The organism is Paenibacillus sp. FSL L8-0470 (genome assembly GCF_038008625.1).
Taxonomy (GTDB): Bacteria; Bacillota; Bacilli; order Paenibacillales; family Paenibacillaceae; genus Paenibacillus_AQ.
In genome coordinates this window covers 3,317,102-3,334,476 of the sequence record NZ_JBBOZM010000001.1, presented here as the reverse complement: position 1 = coordinate 3,334,476, position 17,375 = coordinate 3,317,102, and the positions used below count along the sequence as shown (strand labels likewise).

The window sequence follows — 17,375 nt, the reverse complement described above, 5'->3', positions numbered from 1 at the left end:
CTCCCTTTATCCTTCGCTGTGGTTAAGCTAAGCCATTGACTGTCTGGATGCTTTCCAGACTGTTAATATTGACCACCTTGACATTCTTGTCAATTTTGCGGATCAGTCCTGCCAACACACTGCCAGAGCCAATCTCAACAAAGGTGTCCACACCGGCTGCAATCAGCCACTCTATACTGTCCTGCCAGAGTACTGGCGAGAACACCTGGCGTACCAGCAGCCTCTGGATTTCCTCGGGATCGGTAACCGGCGAGGCAGTAACATTGGCAATTACAGGAACTGAAGGCGCATTAAAGTTTACACCTTTCAGTTCAGCTGCCAGACGCTCGGCAGCTTCCTTCATCAAAGAAGAGTGGAACGGTCCGCTGACTTCGAGCGGAATCGCCCGCTTGCCTCCGGCTTCTTTCACACGCTGAACGACAGCATTCACACCTTCGAGCGATCCGGACACTACAATCTGACCCGGACAGTTGACGTTTGCCAATTCAACCGGGTTGCCCTCTGCGGAAATATTGTTGCACAGCTCAGCCAAAGCTTCGCGTTCTGCACCCAATACAGCCGCCATAGCGCCCTGTCCGCCAGGAACCGCCTCTTCCATGAAACGTCCGCGGAGACGTACGAGGCTGACTGCATCCTCATAAGACAGTACGCCTGAAGCCACAAGAGCGCTGTATTCACCGAGACTGTGACCCGCAACGTAGTCTGGCTTCAGTCCATGCTTATTCAGTGCTTCCAGATAAGCTACACTGGTTGTTACAAGCGCAGGCTGAGTGTTTACCGTCTGCTTGAGTTCGCTGTCCGGACCTTCAAATACAAGTTTACTCAGCGGAAACCCAAGCACTTCATCGCCCTTCTCGAACACCGCACGGCTATCCGGCAGAGCGTCATATACATCCTTACCCATCCCAACTGCCTGTGCACCCTGGCCGGGAAAGACAAATGCGATTTTACCCATAAGTTCGAAATCCTTCCCGTAAACGGTGCAGCTGCCGGGCTTGCAAATCAAGCGGCAGGCACACCGAGTTCTTTGAATTCATTGCTCGTTTATATGTTTACCATTTCAGTACCGAGGCACCCCAAGTTAGGCCGCCGCCGAAGCCAACCATCAGCACGGTGTCGCCTTCCTTCATCCGGCCCTCTTCCGCTGCTTCAACCAGCGCAAGCGGAATCGAAGCCGCAGACGTATTGGCGTATCTGTCCACGTTGATTACGCATTTGTCTTCCGGCAGATCCAAACGCTGCATAGCCGATTGAATGATGCGGATATTCGCCTGGTGCGGCACGAACAGATCAATGTCTTCCTTCGTGAGACCTGCTTTGGTAAGCACACGCTCGGTAGCAGTACCCATCACCCGAACGGCGAACTTGAACACCTCACGGCCGTTCATGTAGATGAAATGCTTCTTATCGTCTATCGTCTGCTGGGAAGCCGGCATACGCGAACCGCCCGCTTCCATCTTCAGCAGACTGCCGCCGGAGCCTTCGGCACCGAGATCAAAGGATTGAAAACCTCTGCCTTCCGGAACTTCGCCGAGAATAACCGCTCCTGCACCGTCTCCGAACAACACGCAAGTGTTGCGGTCCGTGTAATCCGTAATCCGCGACAAGGTATCCGCTCCGATGATCAAAGCATTGTTATACATCCCGTTCTGGATAAATCCGGTTGCTGTTGCCAGACTGTAAACGAAGCCGGAACAGGCTGCGGACAAGTCAAAGGCCGCTGCTCCTTTGGCCCCCAGTTTGTCCTGCAGAATGCAGGCTGTTGACGGAAACGAGCTGTCAGGTGTGACTGTTGCTATAATAATCAGATCCAGATCCTCCGCCTTCATGCCTGCTGATTCCAGCGCCTTCAGCGCAGCTTCATAAGCAAGATCCGAGGTCGCCTCATGCGGAGCGGCAATATGCCGTTCACGGATCCCTGTCCGGCTGACAATCCATTCATCATTCGTTTCGACTATCTTTTCCAAATCACTGTTGGTTAATATTTTTTCGGGCACATATTTTCCTGTACCAATTATTCCTACCGGACGCAACTGTTTCATATCGTCACTCACTTCCCGCTAATTTCCTTGGATATGCTGGACACGAGACCCGCCTGCAGCGCAATCCGCGCTTGTCTCACTGCATTCTTGACCGCATTGCCGTCAGATGAACCGTGCCCCTTCACTACCAGACCGCTTAGACCGAGCAGCGGCGCTCCGCCGTGCTCCTTGTAATCCATCTTACCTTTAAGGCTTCTGAGCTCCGGCATTAGTATAGCCGCACCCAGCTTGGTTTTGAGCGAACGGCTGAACTGTTCCTTCAGCAGAGAGAACATAGCGCCCGCCGTACCTTCAAGTGTCTTCAAAAGAATGTTACCCGCAAACCCGTCACAAACAAGCACATCACAATTGCCCGTCAGCACATCACGTGCTTCAACATTGCCGACAAAGTGAATTCCCGGCAAAGCGGCTAGCAGAGGATACGCTTCTTTGGTCAATTCATTCCCTTTACCCGGCTCAGTCCCCACATTCAGCAGCCCTACGCGCGGCTTAGCAATTCCGTGCACTTTGCTGCGGTAGATGCTGCCCATCAGCGCGTATTGTGCAAGGTGCTGGGGCTTGGCATCCATATTGGCCCCCAGATCAAGGGCAAGTACGCCAACATCATCGAGCGTCGGAATCATCGGAGCAAGCGCCGGGCGCTCTATTCCATCCATTCTCCCCACCACAAGCAGTCCCGTGGTCATCAGTGCGCCTGTGTTCCCGGAAGAGATCATAGCATCGGCTTCCCCTTCACGCACCATGCGTCCAGCCACAACCATGGATGAATCCTTCTTGCGGCGGACTGCTTTGACCGGCTCTTCATCGGAGCCAATCACTTCCCCCGCATGACGCACCATCACATTGGACGGCTTATTCTTCAGCAGCGGCTCAAGTCTGGCTTCGTCACCGACGAGCACAATCTGCGTATCGCTCCATTCCGCGGCCGCGGACAATGCCCCTTCCACATTGCATTCAGGAGCATTATCGCCTCCCATGGCATCAATGGCGATCAGCACTGCGGTTTCCCCCTTCGCTGTATTCTTCAATTGCGGACCGGTACACTACAAAATGGCCCTGAAACACGAGTTCTTCTCCGACATACGTAAATACGTCCACCTCAGCTTTGCCGTTCCGGCCAGCAAGCGAACGCACCTGCGCTTTGGCAATACATTTCTCGCCTAACCGGACCATGCGCACAAACCGGATGTCGGCTGAAGCGGTCAGGGCAATTTCGTCATTAATCACGGCAACCGCCAGCGAATTGGCCTGTCCGAACACGTAGTGGCCGCGAGCGATCCCGTTCCTGGAGAAGACATGCTCCTCACGAATTTCAAATATGGAAATGCCGCTCTTGTCCAGCTGCAGATCGACAATATCACCGACCACTTCATCCGCAGGCAAGGAGCGCACCTGATCATAAGAATGTTCAGCCATTTGCTTCATCCGTTCACGCAGCTCCGGAATCCCCAGCTCCAGCCGGTCCAGACGAATGGTCTGAATACTCACCTTGAGCTGCCGGGTCAACTCCCGGTCGGTCACAAATGGATTGCCATCGATAATACCCAGCAGCTGCTGCTGGCGCTCTTTCTTGGACATCCGCTCTATGGCGGCTCACCTCCTGGCACATGCTGAACTTAGCATCCGGCCGCGAGAAGGCCGCTATCAATCCATATAAAGGTCATAAACTTCGTTTAGAACCTGGTACTAATATGTAGTATAAAGCATGCTGCGGCAAAAATAAAGCTTTGCCTGAAAAGCGGCATAACCACGCGGCTTCAGCCACACAGGTAACGGAGGGGATTTTTACCCATCCCCAAAAAAATAGCACCCCACCATTAGATGAAGTGCTACTCTTATTAGAAACTATTGTTTGATGATCTCTCTTGCTTTGTAGGTTCCGCAAACTTTGCATACGTGGTGAGCCAGTTTCAGCTCTCCGCATTGTTCGCATTTCACCATGCCCGGCACAACCAGTTTGAAGTGGGTGCGGCGTTTGTCACGGCGTGTTTTGGACGTTCTCCGTTGAGGTACTGCCATTGTGTTACACCTCCTAATTCGGTTTTAACCCGCCTATCGCGGGATTTGGTCTTAGTCATACTTCATTTGAAAAAGTCTTTCAACCCAGCGAGTCGAGGATCGATCACTGTGTTGTCGCAACTGCAGGTGCCTTCGTTCAAGTTTTGTCCGCATTTCTGACAAAGACCAAGACAGTCTGCCTTGCACAATACCGAATCCGGCAAGTGCAGTACGAAGTTTTCTTCCACGAACGGGACAAGCTCCACAGTCTCATCTTTGATGTAAATGAGTTCATCATCTTCATCTTCGGGAAGAATTGGCTCCTTAAGCCACTTGAAAGTCTCCGCAAAAGGAATGTTCAGCTTACTGTTGACCTCGGTGAGACAACGTGAACATAACATGTCCACCTCTCCACTCAGTCTTCCCACCACGTTCACACAATCGGTATCCGCGGGCAGCGCTTTAAGGTCCACCAAGAGCGGTGCAACAGCAAGTATATCCTTTCGCCCTTTGACAAGCTCGCTGACATCCATAGTTTCATGAATATTCAGTGGCTCATCGGCATTTGCCATTTTGCGAAAGTGAATCTTCATAATCATCACTCCAAACAAACAAAATTTATTATACCTATTATTACCGAACTTTGTCAACCACTTTCCCTTTATATTGTTTCAGGAAGAGGGACAATTATGATATAACTATTAAATCACCATATTTCTCAGAATACGGAGTGAAGCAGCTTTGACAACCGTCGGCATAATTGCAGAATACAACCCTTTACATAACGGGCATGTCCATCATTTCAACGAAGCCAAAAAAATCTCCGGCGCGGACAGCGTAATCGTCGTCATGAGCGGCCCGTTCACCCAGCGCGGCGAGCCGGCTGCGGTCAGTAAACGGGCCCGTACGGAGATGGCGCTGCATATGGGCGCCGATCTCGTGATTGAACTGCCGGTCGCTTATGCGCTTCAACCGGCAGAGTGGTTCGCCTTCGGAGCTGTATCCCTGCTGGAAGCGACCGGGGTCGTGGACAGCCTGTGCTTCGGCTCCGAAGCCGGCACTTTGGGTGAGCTGCTGCCGCTGGCCGGATTTCTGGCCGAAGAAAGCAGCGAGCTTCAGAGCGAGATCCGCCGCCTCATGGCGCTAGGCACGAGTTTCCCCGCCGCATATAGCGCAGCAGCGGCGGCAGTCTGGGAAGGGTCTCTCCTTGGAGAGAAGAAACCCTTCGATGCCGAAGAACTGCTGCGGCAGCCAAACAACAGTCTCGGCCTGCATTACCTGATCGCCCTGCGGCGTCTCGGCAGTGTCATCAGACCTCTTACTGTGCCGCGCACTGGCGCAGGCTTCCATGACCCGCTGCAGGCGGGGTCTTCGATTGCCAGCGCCACAGCGATCCGCCAGCTTCTTAATGAAGGCGGCTCACCTGCAGAATTCATGCCAGAATATAGCGTGTCCATCCTGGAAAGAGAGCATGCAGCCGGCAGAGGTCCTTTGAACCTGGAAGACTTCCGCATCCAGCTCCGTCATGTGCTGACTACGCATACTGCCGCAGAGCTGAGGTCCCTGCAGGATATGAATGAAGGGCTTGAGAACCGGCTGCTGAGAGTCATGCCGCAGCTTGAACAATTCTCGGTCAGCGCATTGCTACAACTATTAAAGAGCAGACGCTACACGCATACACGGCTGCAGAGATTGCTGCTGCATGCCCTGCTGAATCACAGCAGGGAGGAAACGACCCCTTCCCGTCTGGCTCAAGGCCCCGGTTACATTCGGGTTCTGGGGTTCAGCGAGAGCGGCAGAAAGCTGCTCAAGAACATGAAGAGAAGTGCCTCACTTCCCGTTGTCCTGAGTCCTGCCCATTTCTCACACCCCATGCTTGAACGCGATCTCCAAGCCTCCGCCGCGTATGCCGGAGCTTTCACCAATCCTCAGCGTGCTGATTTGTACAGCGATTTCTTACTGCCGCCGGTTAGGGTTTGACCGGCAGCTCTTCCATATATTTCAGTGCCTCATCCAGAGTGGATACAGGCACCAGCTTCATAGATGTGCCTATTTTATCCGCTCTGGCTTTGGCTTCATCATAATTCTTAACCGGCACGAAAAAAATCTCCGCATCCTCCCGGTCTGCAGCAACAATCTTATGCTTCACTCCGCCAATGGCTCCTACCTTGCCTTCAGCGTCAATAGTTCCTGTTCCCGCTACCCGATGACCTTTGGTTAAATCGCCTTTGGTAAGCTGGTTATAAATTTCCATCGTAAACATTAGGCCTGCCGAGGGTCCTCCAACACTGGTATCCACAAAGCTGACCGCTTTTCCTGCTTCCTTCGGCTGTACCTTCTGCACCGCGCCAATCACAACCCCAAATCCAGGACGGCCCGCTGCAGTCTCCTTGTCTTTAACCTCCACCAGTGTTACCTGTTCCTTGACTTCCTTACCGTCCCGCTGCAGCACGACTTCTACCTGATCGCCAACCTTGCTTGAGGAGAGCAGTTTAGAGAGCGCAGTGGGATCAGGCACAGATTGCCCCTGAACACGGATGATTTTGTCGCCTATTTGAAATTGCTCCTGGCTGCTTTCCTCCGGAATCGAGAATACATACAGATAGTCTACAACATCCTCATAAGGAATGCCCGCAGCATGATAGGCCGCCTGAACGGAAGAAGACTGGGAGCTGCTCATATAATATACCTGCTCAGCCGCATATTCCTGCTCACTCTTATCCCCTAGCCTTGCCTCTTTCAATACGACTTCCGCATTGGAATTAAACGCAGAAGCCACTAATAGGGCAACATTGGCGTAGCTCGCAGATACGGTCGTCATCATGAATGTGCCCTGCTCCTGCGGATCAGCATTCTCCACCTTGATCATCGGCGCCACCTCTGAGGCACTGCCCGGCTGATACACGAGATATGGAGTATTCATAAATACTGCCACATAGAGTATAACCACAAAAGTAAACAAGTAGGCTATGGCGCGAACGCCTACCCGGCGTTTCAGTTGCCTCAATGCAATTCCCTTCTTTCCCCGCGGCTCTATGCTTATGTCTCCAAATAAACTTCGGAGCTGTATCCTCTCCGCTGTGGCATGATGGTTGTCTGCCCTGCATAAATTGATAACAGTCTCAGCCCATGTCCTAAGTTATGAAGAGGTGATGCTCATAATGAATAACTTTAAAATACGCCGGTTCACTTCAGCCTCGGTTCCCTTTCTGTCCGGGGCCGTTGCCATTGTGCTCGCCATTGCGATTATCTTATCGCCGGAGTCCTCCTTCCAGGCTTCCCTTCAGGGTCTGAAGCTCTGGTGGACACTTGTCTTCCCGGCGCTTCTACCCTTTCTGATGTTATCAGAAATGCTCACAGCCACGGGATTCGTGCATGGACTCGGAGTACTGCTGGAGCCGGTGATGACCAGGATTTTCCGCCTTCCGGGGTCCGGAGGCTGGACACTCGCACTCGGAATGACCGCCGGTTTCCCGGCTGGAGCAGGCGGTGTGCAATTGCTGCATAAGCAGGGCAGCATTACGGACAAGGAGGCCGGACGCCTGGCTTCCATCGCCCACTTCGCCAGTCCGGTTACACTGCTCATTGTAGTCGGCGTTGCTTTTCTGCACAGTCCTGCCGCCGGATATACCCTGCTGGCCATCCACTGGATTTCGGGACTTGCCGCAGGCGTAACCGCGACCCTGCTCACAGGTCAGCCGAAAACCGAAGCTCCGACGGTAGTTCCATCACAGCGCAAAACGGCTTCATTGCCCAGACGGATTCATCAGGCTGTATCAGAAGCCCGGGCAAGAGATGGCCGCGGATTTGGCAGGCTGCTCGGGGAATCCGTCTCAACTGCCGTTCAGAACCTGATGGTCATCGGCGGGTACATGATTATGTTTGCTGTTGTCATAAATATTGCTATTTCTCTAATACCGCAGCTGCCTCCTGCTTTGGCGGCAAGTTTTCTGGAGATTCATCTCGGAGCAAATGCTCTGACCTCAGAACTGACAGCACCTCACGACTTTAGTTCCATGGGGATCACAGGCCTGGCCCTGCTATCAGCCGCTCTCGGCTGGAGCGGAATTTGCGGCCAGCTCCAAGCACTTACCTTGCTAAAAAGGGCGAAAATCTCTTTCCTGCCTTATGCCGCCGTCCGCTTGCTGCATGGAGTATTTGCCTTTGCTTTTACCCTATTATTATGGAACCCGCTGATGAATCTCCGTGAAACCGTACTGCCGGCAGTGGCGGTTCCCGAGGTTGCCGAATCGACCGCAACACTGGGAGCATTGAACGTATGGAGCGTTGTCCCCCAGCTGCTTGGCCTGCAATCGCTGCTGCTGATGATGATCATCGCTCTGTCTGCCGCTGTATCTGCTGTTACTTGGCTCCGCCGTCTAAACGGCTGAATTTAAGCTTCATTGCCTGTTCTACCTCAGGGGTCACAAAATCCGACACATTCCCGCCAAAGTGGGCGATTTCCTTGACCACACTTGAGCTAAGGTAGGAATATTTCGGATTGGTCATCATAAAGATCGTTTCCGCTTCAGGGTCCAAATTATGATTAATGGATGCATTCTGCAATTCATATTCAAAGTCGGTAACCGTGCGGATGCCGCGGACAATGACCTGAGCATCCTTTTGGCGAAGATAATTTACCAGCAGATCGCGGAAACTGTCAACCTCCACATTCGGAATATCCGCAGTGGCCTGCCGCAGCAGCTCCGTACGCTCTTCTACCGAAAACATCGGATTCTTACTTAGGTTGTTAAGCACGGTAACAATCAGTCTGTCGAATTGTTTGGCTGCACGCCGGATAATATCCATATGTCCCATCGTAACCGGATCAAAGCTCCCGGGATAGATGGCAACACGTTCTTTTCTAATTTGCAGACTCATCATTACCCTCCTTACCACTCACAGCCTCTTCACGCAGAGCGGATTCATACTGATAAATTGAAATTGTCGTCTCGCCGTATACGGCCTGTCTGGTTCTATAGAACCCCGGAATATCCTCCGGATAGGCATAGCTTGATTCATGCTCCAGCACGATGACCGCGTCTGATCTGAGCAGACCTTTTTGCACCATCGCCATCATCAGCTCATCCCCATGCTTCAGCCTGTACGGCGGGTCCAGGAACACAAGATCAAACGAACGTCCCCGCTTCTCCAGCGCGCTAAGGGCTCTGCCGGCATCATTGCGGTAAACCTCAGCTTGCGCTTCCAGCTTAGCCGCCTTCAGATTGGCACGCACTGTGTCGATGCTTTTCTGCTCCATATCCACAAATACCGCACTGTCCATCCCTCTGCTCAAGGCTTCAATACCTAGACCGCCAGTACCTGCAAACAAATCAAGCGCTGCTCCACCCTCGAAATAAGGACCGATCATACTGAACAACGCTTCTTTTACCTTGTCGGTTGTAGGCCGCGTTCCGCTGCCCGGAACACTCTTCAGGGGCCTCCCCTTTGCACTTCCCGATACAACTCTCACCGATTATCCACCTGCTCTATGTCTCTATTTATTATGCCGATTGAGGCACAAGTCCAAGCCTATAGTACCACAATTGTCTATTGAAATAAAAAGATTGTCTACCGTTGTCACATGAGGCCGGCAGATTTTTTTAACGTACACAGGTATAAGACTGGAGCAACCGGGACATCATGTAACTATCGACATCACAAAATGTCGTAGACAACCGCGGAGCAGGCTTACGTTTCCCCATAAGCTCTTCGTCCGGTTTCTCCTCTCCCATGAAAGAGGCTCCCGAAAGGGAGCCTCGATTTTTGTTTTATGAACCCCATACCTACGCGATTTTCATGATCAACACATAACTATAATTTTAGGCTTACCGCATCAATAATGCGAAAGGGTGGTAAACGGGGTGGTAAATATCAGAATTCTGTGCAGCGGGGCAAGATATTGTATCACACTGTTTTTTCTATTATAGAAGCCACCGGTCTGTTTCATAAATAAACCCCTGCTGGCCATTACGGCCAGTAGGGGCTTTTTGCTCATATCATCTGCTCTTTTAAGACATCGCCGAGATCAGCTGTGTATCGAGTGAGCCTTAAGCTGATCTCAGTACGCATTACGTCACGAGTCATGCCAAAACGCTCTTGATAGCCGCGAAAGTAGATCATACTATATGTAATGAAATCATCCTGGGTATCCTCGATCACTTTGATGTTCCGGCGTTTAAGTTCTTGCCTCAGTCGGTAGACATCCTGCACAACTCGCTTCTGAACATAGCGGCCAGCCAATAGGTATGATCGGCTAAGGATGTTACCCGAGTGTTGAATTTCTTTCATGCTCTTGCTGACCATCGTATCTATGTAAGGGAGCAATATTAAGTCCCGAACCATTTCCCTCTCTTCATTCGTGAGCATCTTTTCGCCAGTGTTCACGCCCATAACTATCGCCTCCATGAGCTTATTTTATGCGAACACACGTTCTTTTATCCACAAAAAAAGCCCGCCGACAAGTTTTAGATTGACGGGCTTTTGAAACTCAATCGATACTCCAGAATAGGTAACAGGACCAAATTACGTGGAGTACGCAGAGTTATAGATCGCCTTTAGTCTCTTTGCTCTTGTTTTTTCAGTACATTTATCCAAGTCAACGAAAATTGAACTATAATTAAGATAGGAATAGCCATCACTAGATGTGTAAACAATTCTAGTACTACGCCAGCGCCAACTCCGACACCAGAACAACCAGGTGATCGAGCTATACTGGTGATTACGATGACAAATGGAGTAGAAAAGGAATACGATCTCCCGATCGCTGAAGTAGATGCATTCTTAACCTGGTATGATGCCCGTGATGCAGGTAGAGGCCCTGGGATGTATGCAATTGATAAACATACCAACAACAAAGGCCCCTTCAAAAAGCGTAAAGATTATGTCGTATTTGATAAAATACTTACCTATGAAGTAAGTGAATATACAGCATCAGAATAATCCTTACCATCACTTACCTCCTCTTTCCCTTATAGCCAAGCGCTATAATTGGATAGAGGAGGTTTTTTATGTTTATTTCCCCTATGTTATTACAAACTGCTGCTGGTCCTTTTAGCCACAGTGAATATATATTCGAACCAAAGATAGACGGGCATCGGCTGATCTATTCCCAACAAGGCGACAAAGTACGGCTATACACTAGACATGATAACGACTGCACCCGGCAGTACCCGGAACTGCAGCTTCCGTTTGATGACGATATAATCTTAGACGGTGAGGTCGCCTGCATAGATCCGGCAACCGGCGTATCTGATTTTGAGTCCGTCATGAGTCGATTTCAGTCACGGCGGGCAGACAAGATTCAGCAACTCACGGCCACGCTTCCGGCTTATTACGCTATCTTTGATATCCTGCAATACAAAGGTAAGGATCTGCGCGGACTACCGCTGCTGCACCGCAAGGAGATACTAACAAGCTTATCCCTCCCCTCTGGGAGTTACGGCGTTGTGCCGCATATAAACGGTGCTGGCGAGGCTCTGTTTAAGGAGATCAAGGCACGAGGTATGGAGGGTGTGGTGGGCAAGCGAAAGAACAGCACCTATGAGGCTGGACGCCGATCCCACGCATGGCAGAAGGTCATTAACTGGACCTATGCAGAGGTTTATATCACTGGCTACCGCAAACAGGAGTTTGGCTGGCTTGCCGCGGTCCCGTCCGGCACGTCCGGTAAACTGCGCCCGGCGGGGATTATTGAGTTCGGAGCATCCCCGCTTCACAAGCAAGCATTTCGTGGAGTAGCCCAGCAGCTTGTGAAAGGCGAAGACAAAGAGTTTATTCATCTGGAACCGCGACTGCGGGCAAAAGTTAGAATGAGGAACTGGACCAAATCAGGAATGTTGCGAAGTCCAGTATTTACGGAGTTTATCATATAAGCAAAGACACACTGACCTTAAGCCCTTTTTTCTTTCCTCCTGTCGCTTATTAGTTTGTTTCATCATAACGTGATGATAAGACACACCGAAACTAGGAGGAATGCTGGGTGCCAAGGATATCTGTAATTATGCCTGTCTACAATAGCGCTATGTATTTACAAGAAGCAGTTACCACAATCTTATTGCAAACGCTAAACGACCTAGAATTGATAATAATCGATGACGGATCGACAGATGGATCAGCGGGAATTATACATGAAATAATGGACACTAGAGTAAAAAAGATATTTCATAGTGAAAATATGGGGATTGTCACTTCGCTGAATCAAGGACTCGATCTGGCCCAAGGTGAGTACATCGCCCGTATGGACAGTGATGACATTGCCGCACTAAATCGCTTGGAAGTGCAGGCTTATTTTATGGACACTAATCCCACCATAGATATTTGCGGAACAGGATATACAACGAACTACCTCGGGCCCGTCAAGTTAAATCCTATGCATCACGAAGAAATTAAGGTCTGGCTGTTATTTTACAGTTGCATTCTACATCCTTCTGTTATGATGCGCCGAAGTTCTATAGATCAACTCGGGATTCGTTATGATTATAATTACCCTCATGCAGAGGATTACGAATTGTGGAACAGGCTTTCCTCAAGCGTGAAATTCGCAAATCTCCCTCACAATTTAATGTACTATCGGCCTCATGAAGGACAAGTGTCCAATAAACACCGGGTAATACAAGATGATTCTGCACGAAGAATCCGTCAGAGACAACTTTCTCAACTAGGCATTCAATTATCTGATGAGGAATACGCAATAATGATTAAATTAGCTGAATATGGGGTTAATTCTGAAGATTTCGCTAACTATCGAACAGCCGCAGGTTTTGCGAATTGGCTGCTTGATCAAAATCGACAATACCAAGTATTCGACCACGATATATTCAGAATGGCTCTATCCAGATTGATATCAGGAGTTCCATACTAATATGTTGCCAACTTCGTCAAATAGTTGATGCCTTCAAAAAAGGTGATGGCAAAAAAGAAAATCCCGCCGGCCCGGCGGGTTATTTTATGTATGCTCTAAATTCAAATCGTTCCCTAACGAAGTAAGCTCCGGCAATTTTAACAGACTCTGGTGAGTATCCCTCAACGATGCCGCCATAATCCATCAAATGGCCCGTTTGTCGCAACTTCCTTTTGCCAGTCCCTTTGTGTCATTGGGCTTCCTCCCCTACCCTAGTCTCCTCTTTGCTTAAAAAAGCTAAATTATGCCTATACACTGCAACTTGTGGCAATAATTAATCTGAGGTGATTTTGGTGTTATTAAATATACTTTTGGGATTCATTCTTCCTTGGTTGTTTGGGCTACATTTGCTTAAAAGGAATCAGCCTTTTGTAATACAAGCTAGCATAATTGGTGCACTACTCGCCTTCCTCTTCAATGATGTTGGATTCCATATGAATTGGTGGTACGTTACACCTAAAGATTACAGCACTATATCCTTTATTCCTTACAATTTCGGGATTTTCGCAGTGTTTTCTGTCTTCACGCTACACTTGACAAATAAAGTTGGAAGAGCCTGGATTGTTATCCCTGTAGTAACATTCGTAAAAACTGTCCTTGAAAGCGCTCTTGTTTTTACAGGGAAAGTTGTTTATCAAAATGACTGGAACATAGGCTTTACCTACGTTTCGTACCTCATTGCCTGTACAGCTAGTTATGTGATTTATTCATTCTTGAAAAACAGGACAACTTGATTATATTGATTCGCTAAATGCGTCTACTCTCCGGTACTCTCGTTCTACGCATTAACTGAATGTCGGAGCAATGACGCTATTGTTTTTAGCTTGGTCGGAGGTAATCACAAAATCATCCACAATGCTATCATCTTCATCAAGCAAATCAACTACTCAATCAGGCTCTCCCTGGTTCTCTGCAAGCTCCGCTTTGATCTGGTTAAATACCTTTCCGAGCCTTGGCTTCGGAACCATTGTTCAAAGCCAGTAATGTTTTAAATTCATTTTCTTCAGTATCGATTTTCACGAATTGTAATCCCCATGTGTTTTGGGTCATTTCATTCATCCCTTTCTTCGCTATATGAGTCTACCGCCAGTGTTTTCGCACTGCGCAACAATCACTATGTCTCTCCATGAAAAAGCTTCTTTAAGCTAGCGGGCAGGATAATATGGTAGCCACCTTGAAATAATTTTAGAGATAAATTTATGACAGGGGCTGAATAGTATGGTAAATGGGAGAATCTTAGGAATCGCCTACAATGTAATTCCGGTTAAAAATGCAAAAAAATCTGCAGAGTGGTTTGTCAGACACTTTGGTTTTAACATCAGAAACGATAGAGGGAATTATATAAGTTTATTTAGGGATAACCGTCCAATAATTGATTTAATTGAATCTGATAATGATACAAGAGCAGTTTTTGAAGTAAACGGACGGTCACGGTGGGTTGTAACATTTTTTACAGATGACATTGAATCATTACACATGAAACTAACATCTGAGGAGGTTACGACTAGACCTATTAGCAATGAAGGCATTTACGGCAAGTTTTTTGTTTTTGAGGACCTAGATGGAAACTTATTTGATGTATGGGAGCATAAGGATTGTCAGTTAATCTTTTAAAAAAACAATCTAAGCTAACGTGAAACGTTAGTTCAACAACACAAATGAGGAATTCAGCCCAAGGGGAGCGAAATGATAAACTTTCCGGAATGATGAACGAGGGCATAATCAAATGTTCCGACAAATGTACTGGGAATTAACAGGACATGAAATGACAGGAGTTAGCAGCGAAGTTCCTGAACATGTTAATTTGTATATTGCCGGGTTGCAAAAAGCCTTCCAAGGTGAGTTGTCTGCTGTTGAAAAATATCGAAAGATATGGTTCGGCCTTCCATACGGCGTTTATAAGGATGCTTTGTATTGAATTAACCTCGATGAGCAGAAGCATGCAGCGAAGTATAATAATCTATTACTACTAAATTCAGTCGCAACTCCGTACTAATTTTGATAGCCGTTTGCCAATACCGATCCATTCCCCCTCCTGTTGTTGTGCCTTTTCTAGAGCAGCCAGCAGGCACTATAGTGACTGCGGCGGCGACAAACAGGGCATTGTGGGCTCCAACAACCCCTTAAAATAACTGTAGCTGTAACCACCGCCATTTGTGTATCTCTCTATAATCGTATTAATTAAAGTTAGGAGGGATATTTATGAACAAACCAGAATTTATCTTACTCGATTACAATATGGTCTTGCTATAGCCGGATTGTTTTTCATACCTTTTGACTCCAACTTTTGACCATCGATTATTCTATTTGGCTTATCTACACTTGTTAGCACTTCCTGTTTTTTGTTAAAGATAAAAAAGAATAAATTAATAGTTGTCCAGATATTTTTTTGTTTGTACGGCTTTGATTCTTATATTCTATCCAGCTCTTTTATCGTTGTTATATGTAAAGGCCCTGGATATAGGGCCTCGATTTTTGTTCTACTTGGGAAAATTGGGTCGTCCGAGTTACGTCCTGCAGAAGAATTTATTCCTCGCCATCAAAAAGTGGTGTGGACAAGTAGCGTTCTCCCGTATCCGGCAGGATAATAACAATGTTCTTCCCTTGATTCCCGGGGCGTTTAGCTATTTGCGATGCGGCATAAACAGCTGCTCCGGAGGAAATCCCTACAAGAAGGCCTTCTGTTCTGGCCAGACTGCGCGCCGTTTCGTATGCCTCCTCGTTCTTAACCTGAAAAATTTCGTCCACCACGTCTTGGTCAAAATTATCGGGCACAAAATTGGCTCCAATGCCCTGGATCTGATGCCCTTTTGGCTTACCACCAGAAAGGACCGGCGAATCTGCCGGCTCAACAGCAATTACTTGCACGCCCGGTTTTCTTGCTTTTAATACTGCTCCGACACCAGAAATGGTTCCCCCAGTACCTACCCCAGCCACAAAAATGTCCACTTCCCCGCCGGTATCCTTCCAAATTTCTTCTGCAGTTGTGTCGCGGTGAATTTGTGGATTGGCCGGATTGCTGAACTGCTGCGGAATGAAAGAATTCGGGATTGTTGCAGCCAGCTCTTCCGCCTTGGTAACCGCGCCTAACATCCCATCAGCCGCCGGGGTCAAAATAAGCTCAGCTCCAAGTGCCTTCAGCAGTTTGCGGCGTTCCACGCTGAACGATTCAGGCAGCACGATCATCAGCCTGTAACCAAGTGCAGCAGCCGCAAAAGCCAGACCAATCCCAGTGTTGCCGCTGGTAGGTTCAATTAATACCGAATCCTTTTGGATCAGCCCTCTGGTTTCAGCATCTTTGATCATTGCAAAGCCGATACGGTCCTTTACACTACCAGCGGGGTTAAAGTACTCCAGTTTCCCGATAAGCTTAGCTTCAACCCCATGGGAACTGCTGTAATTTGCCAGCTCCAGCAGGGGTGTATTGCCAATCAGATCGGTTAGATTCTTATAAATAGTTGTCACAACAATTCCTCCAATAAATTAATGATACAGCGAATTGTACAAGAATGGGCATCTCACATCCCCATCATACATCTCGGGATAACCGTAGCATATCTCTGCACTGTATGCCATTCTCATAGATCTCTTCAGGATAATGTTTTGTAAAAAAATCCATATCCACGGCTACTATTCTGAAGCCGCATTTCTGGTACAGCGCAAGCTGCCCTATACTTGAATTACCGGTGCCCACTTCCATCACACTGTACCCGTCCCGTCTGGCAGTCTGTATGGCGTGCATCACCATTTGTTTACCTATTCCTCTGCCCTGCTGCTCTTCAGCAACCGCAATATTTACCAGTTCAACCGTAACAGGTCTTGTCGGCAGCAGCACATACACTCCCACAACGTCCTCTTTGTTAACTGCGAGATAACAAACACCTCTTTTTACATAATCCTCCACTTTCGGCAGAGAAGGATCAGCTGACAGCAGCAGCTCCAGCGGCAGACTTTCACCGTTTTTTATTTTCCTGAAATCCATAATGATCTCCTTGTTTCGCCATTATCCTCAAATATAAATGTTTTGGTGCTTTATGTAAATCGGACTAGACCAGAAAAAAGCGCGTCCCCGGCAAAAAGCCCGGGAACACGCCGATGTGCTATCCAGCTTAGATGAAACAGGCACTCAAAATAATGACCAACAGGATATAAAGAACAAGAATTGCACCTGTTGATGTAAAAGGACTTACCGGACAATGTTGAACGCCACCAACATTACCACCGTATCCGCAATCTGCACCCATGAGATTACCTCCTTCATAATGATTACTACAAGGTAGAATATGTATTGACTGGCTTAACAGATTGGGCGAAACGGTCTAAATTTAGGCCATAACAAAAAATAATGTTGAGGCATAGCTTCATCCATATATGGTGTGGCTCCCACCGGTTCTTTTGATATGCACTTCAAACAAAATCTACATCTTGTCATG

At 48.4% G+C, this 17,375-nt stretch carries 22 protein-coding genes; 7 read left to right on the top strand and 15 right to left on the bottom strand.

All coding sequences use genetic code 11. The features are described from left to right. Positions 1 to 22: 22 nt before the first annotated feature. The 6 genes from fabD to NST99_RS15130 all read right to left on the bottom strand — a co-directional run bounded on the left by fabD (position 23) and on the right by NST99_RS15130 (position 4,633). On the bottom strand, positions 23 to 955 hold the full coding sequence (fabD, locus tag NST99_RS15155; protein WP_341092790.1) for an ACP S-malonyltransferase: 933 nt from the start codon (positions 953 to 955) through the stop codon (positions 23 to 25). Between the two features lie 97 nt (positions 956 to 1,052). Continuing rightward, positions 1,053 to 2,042, bottom strand: a complete 990-nt coding sequence (locus NST99_RS15150; protein ID WP_341092788.1) for a beta-ketoacyl-ACP synthase III — start codon at positions 2,040 to 2,042, stop codon at positions 1,053 to 1,055. A gap of 8 nt (positions 2,043 to 2,050) precedes the next feature. Continuing rightward, positions 2,051 to 3,040 carry a phosphate acyltransferase PlsX gene (gene plsX / locus NST99_RS15145; RefSeq protein WP_341097657.1) on the bottom strand — a complete coding sequence of 330 codons (990 nt, stop codon included), beginning with the start codon at positions 3,038 to 3,040 and terminating at the stop codon, positions 2,051 to 2,053. After that, positions 3,024 to 3,620 (bottom strand): transcription factor FapR, encoded by a 597-nt coding sequence (fapR, locus tag NST99_RS15140; protein ID WP_076109228.1) that lies wholly within the window; start codon positions 3,618 to 3,620, stop codon positions 3,024 to 3,026. The genes plsX and fapR overlap by 17 nt, the downstream gene beginning before the upstream one ends. 267 nt (positions 3,621 to 3,887) lie before the next feature. Further along, positions 3,888 to 4,061, bottom strand: coding sequence for a 50S ribosomal protein L32 (gene rpmF, locus NST99_RS15135; protein WP_019911234.1), 174 nt, complete (start codon positions 4,059 to 4,061; stop codon positions 3,888 to 3,890). A gap of 62 nt (positions 4,062 to 4,123) precedes the next feature. Next, on the bottom strand, positions 4,124 to 4,633 hold the full coding sequence (locus tag NST99_RS15130; protein ID WP_341092786.1) for a YceD family protein: 510 nt from the start codon (positions 4,631 to 4,633) through the stop codon (positions 4,124 to 4,126). Between the two features lie 148 nt (positions 4,634 to 4,781). On the opposite strand from NST99_RS15130, the gene NST99_RS15125 reads away from it, so the two are divergent. Continuing rightward, a complete protein-coding gene (locus NST99_RS15125; protein WP_341092785.1) occupies positions 4,782 to 6,020 on the top strand; it encodes a nucleotidyltransferase in 1,239 nt (412 codons plus the stop codon). Here the strand turns inward: NST99_RS15125 and NST99_RS15120 are convergent. Beyond that, positions 6,010 to 7,047, bottom strand: coding sequence for a SepM family pheromone-processing serine protease (locus NST99_RS15120; RefSeq protein ID WP_341092784.1), 1,038 nt, complete (start codon positions 7,045 to 7,047; stop codon positions 6,010 to 6,012). The two genes, NST99_RS15125 and NST99_RS15120, sit on opposite strands and share 11 nt — an antisense overlap. Positions 7,048 to 7,201: 154 nt before the next feature. Here NST99_RS15120 and NST99_RS15115 point away from each other — a divergent pair, with 154 nt between their 5' ends. Beyond that, entirely contained in the window at positions 7,202 to 8,431 is a 1,230-nt protein-coding gene (locus NST99_RS15115) for a nucleoside recognition domain-containing protein (protein WP_341092783.1), read from the top strand. On the opposite strand, the gene coaD is transcribed toward NST99_RS15115, so the two are convergent. The 4 genes from coaD to NST99_RS15095 all read right to left on the bottom strand — a co-directional run bounded on the left by coaD (position 8,403) and on the right by NST99_RS15095 (position 10,433). Then, a complete protein-coding gene (coaD, locus tag NST99_RS15110; RefSeq protein WP_144024236.1) occupies positions 8,403 to 8,921 on the bottom strand; it encodes a pantetheine-phosphate adenylyltransferase in 519 nt (172 codons plus the stop codon). The two genes, NST99_RS15115 and coaD, sit on opposite strands and share 29 nt — an antisense overlap. After that, positions 8,905 to 9,513, bottom strand: a complete 609-nt coding sequence (gene rsmD, locus NST99_RS15105) for a 16S rRNA (guanine(966)-N(2))-methyltransferase RsmD (protein WP_341092782.1) — start codon at positions 9,511 to 9,513, stop codon at positions 8,905 to 8,907. Before rsmD ends, coaD begins: the two co-directional genes overlap by 17 nt. A gap of 130 nt (positions 9,514 to 9,643) precedes the next feature. Next, positions 9,644 to 9,775, bottom strand: a complete 132-nt coding sequence (locus NST99_RS15100; RefSeq protein ID WP_341092781.1) for a hypothetical protein — start codon at positions 9,773 to 9,775, stop codon at positions 9,644 to 9,646. A gap of 259 nt (positions 9,776 to 10,034) precedes the next feature. Then, entirely contained in the window at positions 10,035 to 10,433 is a 399-nt protein-coding gene (locus tag NST99_RS15095) for a hypothetical protein (protein ID WP_341092780.1), read from the bottom strand. A gap of 333 nt (positions 10,434 to 10,766) precedes the next feature. On the opposite strand from NST99_RS15095, the gene NST99_RS15090 reads away from it, so the two are divergent. The 3 genes from NST99_RS15090 (at position 10,767) to NST99_RS15080 (ending at position 12,903) form a co-directional block, all read left to right on the top strand. Beyond that, positions 10,767 to 10,982, top strand: a complete 216-nt coding sequence (locus tag NST99_RS15090) for a galactose oxidase (protein WP_341097656.1) — start codon at positions 10,767 to 10,769, stop codon at positions 10,980 to 10,982. Positions 10,983 to 11,050: 68 nt separating this feature from the next. Then, positions 11,051 to 11,914 (top strand): ATP-dependent DNA ligase, encoded by an 864-nt coding sequence (locus tag NST99_RS15085; protein ID WP_341092779.1) that lies wholly within the window; start codon positions 11,051 to 11,053, stop codon positions 11,912 to 11,914. A 107-nt stretch (positions 11,915 to 12,021) separates the two neighbouring features. Next, the gene (locus NST99_RS15080) at positions 12,022 to 12,903 is read left to right on the top strand and encodes a glycosyltransferase family 2 protein (protein WP_341092777.1); all 882 of its coding nucleotides are present in this window, start codon (positions 12,022 to 12,024) and stop codon (positions 12,901 to 12,903) included. Positions 12,904 to 13,875: 972 nt separating this feature from the next. Here NST99_RS15080 and NST99_RS15075 read toward each other — a convergent pair. Beyond that, complete coding sequence (locus NST99_RS15075; RefSeq protein ID WP_341092776.1) at positions 13,876 to 14,001, bottom strand: hypothetical protein; 126 nt, start codon at positions 13,999 to 14,001, stop codon at positions 13,876 to 13,878. A gap of 159 nt (positions 14,002 to 14,160) precedes the next feature. On the opposite strand from NST99_RS15075, the gene NST99_RS15070 reads away from it, so the two are divergent. Together NST99_RS15070 and NST99_RS15065 are read left to right on the top strand one after the other, a co-directional pair. Further along, positions 14,161 to 14,556, top strand: coding sequence for a VOC family protein (locus tag NST99_RS15070; protein WP_341092775.1), 396 nt, complete (start codon positions 14,161 to 14,163; stop codon positions 14,554 to 14,556). A gap of 112 nt (positions 14,557 to 14,668) precedes the next feature. After that, a complete protein-coding gene (locus tag NST99_RS15065; RefSeq protein ID WP_341092774.1) occupies positions 14,669 to 14,860 on the top strand; it encodes a hypothetical protein in 192 nt (63 codons plus the stop codon). A 608-nt stretch (positions 14,861 to 15,468) separates the two neighbouring features. Here NST99_RS15065 and cysK read toward each other — a convergent pair. From cysK to NST99_RS15050, 3 genes are all read right to left on the bottom strand, one after another. Then, complete coding sequence (gene cysK / locus NST99_RS15060; RefSeq protein ID WP_341092772.1) at positions 15,469 to 16,407, bottom strand: cysteine synthase A; 939 nt, start codon at positions 16,405 to 16,407, stop codon at positions 15,469 to 15,471. A gap of 64 nt (positions 16,408 to 16,471) precedes the next feature. Then, the gene (locus NST99_RS15055) at positions 16,472 to 16,924 is read right to left on the bottom strand and encodes a GNAT family N-acetyltransferase (RefSeq protein WP_341092771.1); all 453 of its coding nucleotides are present in this window, start codon (positions 16,922 to 16,924) and stop codon (positions 16,472 to 16,474) included. A 127-nt stretch (positions 16,925 to 17,051) separates the two neighbouring features. Further along, positions 17,052 to 17,186 (bottom strand): YjcZ family sporulation protein, encoded by a 135-nt coding sequence (locus tag NST99_RS15050; RefSeq protein ID WP_341092770.1) that lies wholly within the window; start codon positions 17,184 to 17,186, stop codon positions 17,052 to 17,054. Positions 17,187 to 17,375: the final 189 nt, after the last annotated feature.

Bases quoted from the DNA above. Each gene is read 5' to 3' on its own strand.
- NST99_RS15090 (WP_341097656.1), top strand. From the start codon at position 10,767: ATGACAAATGGAGTAGAAAAGGAATACGATCTCCCGATCGCTGAAGTA.
- NST99_RS15075 (WP_341092776.1), bottom strand. From the start codon at position 14,001: ATGAATGAAATGACCCAAAACACATGGGGATTACAATTCGTGAAAATC.
- NST99_RS15065 (WP_341092774.1), top strand. From the start codon at position 14,669: ATGTTCCGACAAATGTACTGGGAATTAACAGGACATGAAATGACAGGA.
- NST99_RS15050 (WP_341092770.1), bottom strand. From the start codon at position 17,186: ATGGGTGCAGATTGCGGATACGGTGGTAATGTTGGTGGCGTTCAACAT.
- NST99_RS15150 (WP_341092788.1), bottom strand. From the start codon at position 2,042: ATGAAACAGTTGCGTCCGGTAGGAATAATTGGTACAGGAAAATATGTG.
- rpmF (WP_019911234.1), bottom strand. From the start codon at position 4,061: ATGGCAGTACCTCAACGGAGAACGTCCAAAACACGCCGTGACAAACGC.
- NST99_RS15115 (WP_341092783.1), top strand. From the start codon at position 7,202: ATGAATAACTTTAAAATACGCCGGTTCACTTCAGCCTCGGTTCCCTTT.
- coaD (WP_144024236.1), bottom strand. From the start codon at position 8,921: ATGAGTCTGCAAATTAGAAAAGAACGTGTTGCCATCTATCCCGGGAGC.
- fapR (WP_076109228.1), bottom strand. From the start codon at position 3,620: ATGTCCAAGAAAGAGCGCCAGCAGCAGCTGCTGGGTATTATCGATGGC.
- fabD (WP_341092790.1), bottom strand. From the start codon at position 955: ATGGGTAAAATCGCATTTGTCTTTCCCGGCCAGGGTGCACAGGCAGTT.
- NST99_RS15085 (WP_341092779.1), top strand. From the start codon at position 11,051: ATGTTTATTTCCCCTATGTTATTACAAACTGCTGCTGGTCCTTTTAGC.
- NST99_RS15130 (WP_341092786.1), bottom strand. From the start codon at position 4,633: ATGAAGATTCACTTTCGCAAAATGGCAAATGCCGATGAGCCACTGAAT.
- NST99_RS15095 (WP_341092780.1), bottom strand. From the start codon at position 10,433: ATGGGCGTGAACACTGGCGAAAAGATGCTCACGAATGAAGAGAGGGAA.
- NST99_RS15055 (WP_341092771.1), bottom strand. From the start codon at position 16,924: ATGGATTTCAGGAAAATAAAAAACGGTGAAAGTCTGCCGCTGGAGCTG.
- NST99_RS15070 (WP_341092775.1), top strand. From the start codon at position 14,161: ATGGTAAATGGGAGAATCTTAGGAATCGCCTACAATGTAATTCCGGTT.
- NST99_RS15100 (WP_341092781.1), bottom strand. From the start codon at position 9,775: ATGGGAGAGGAGAAACCGGACGAAGAGCTTATGGGGAAACGTAAGCCT.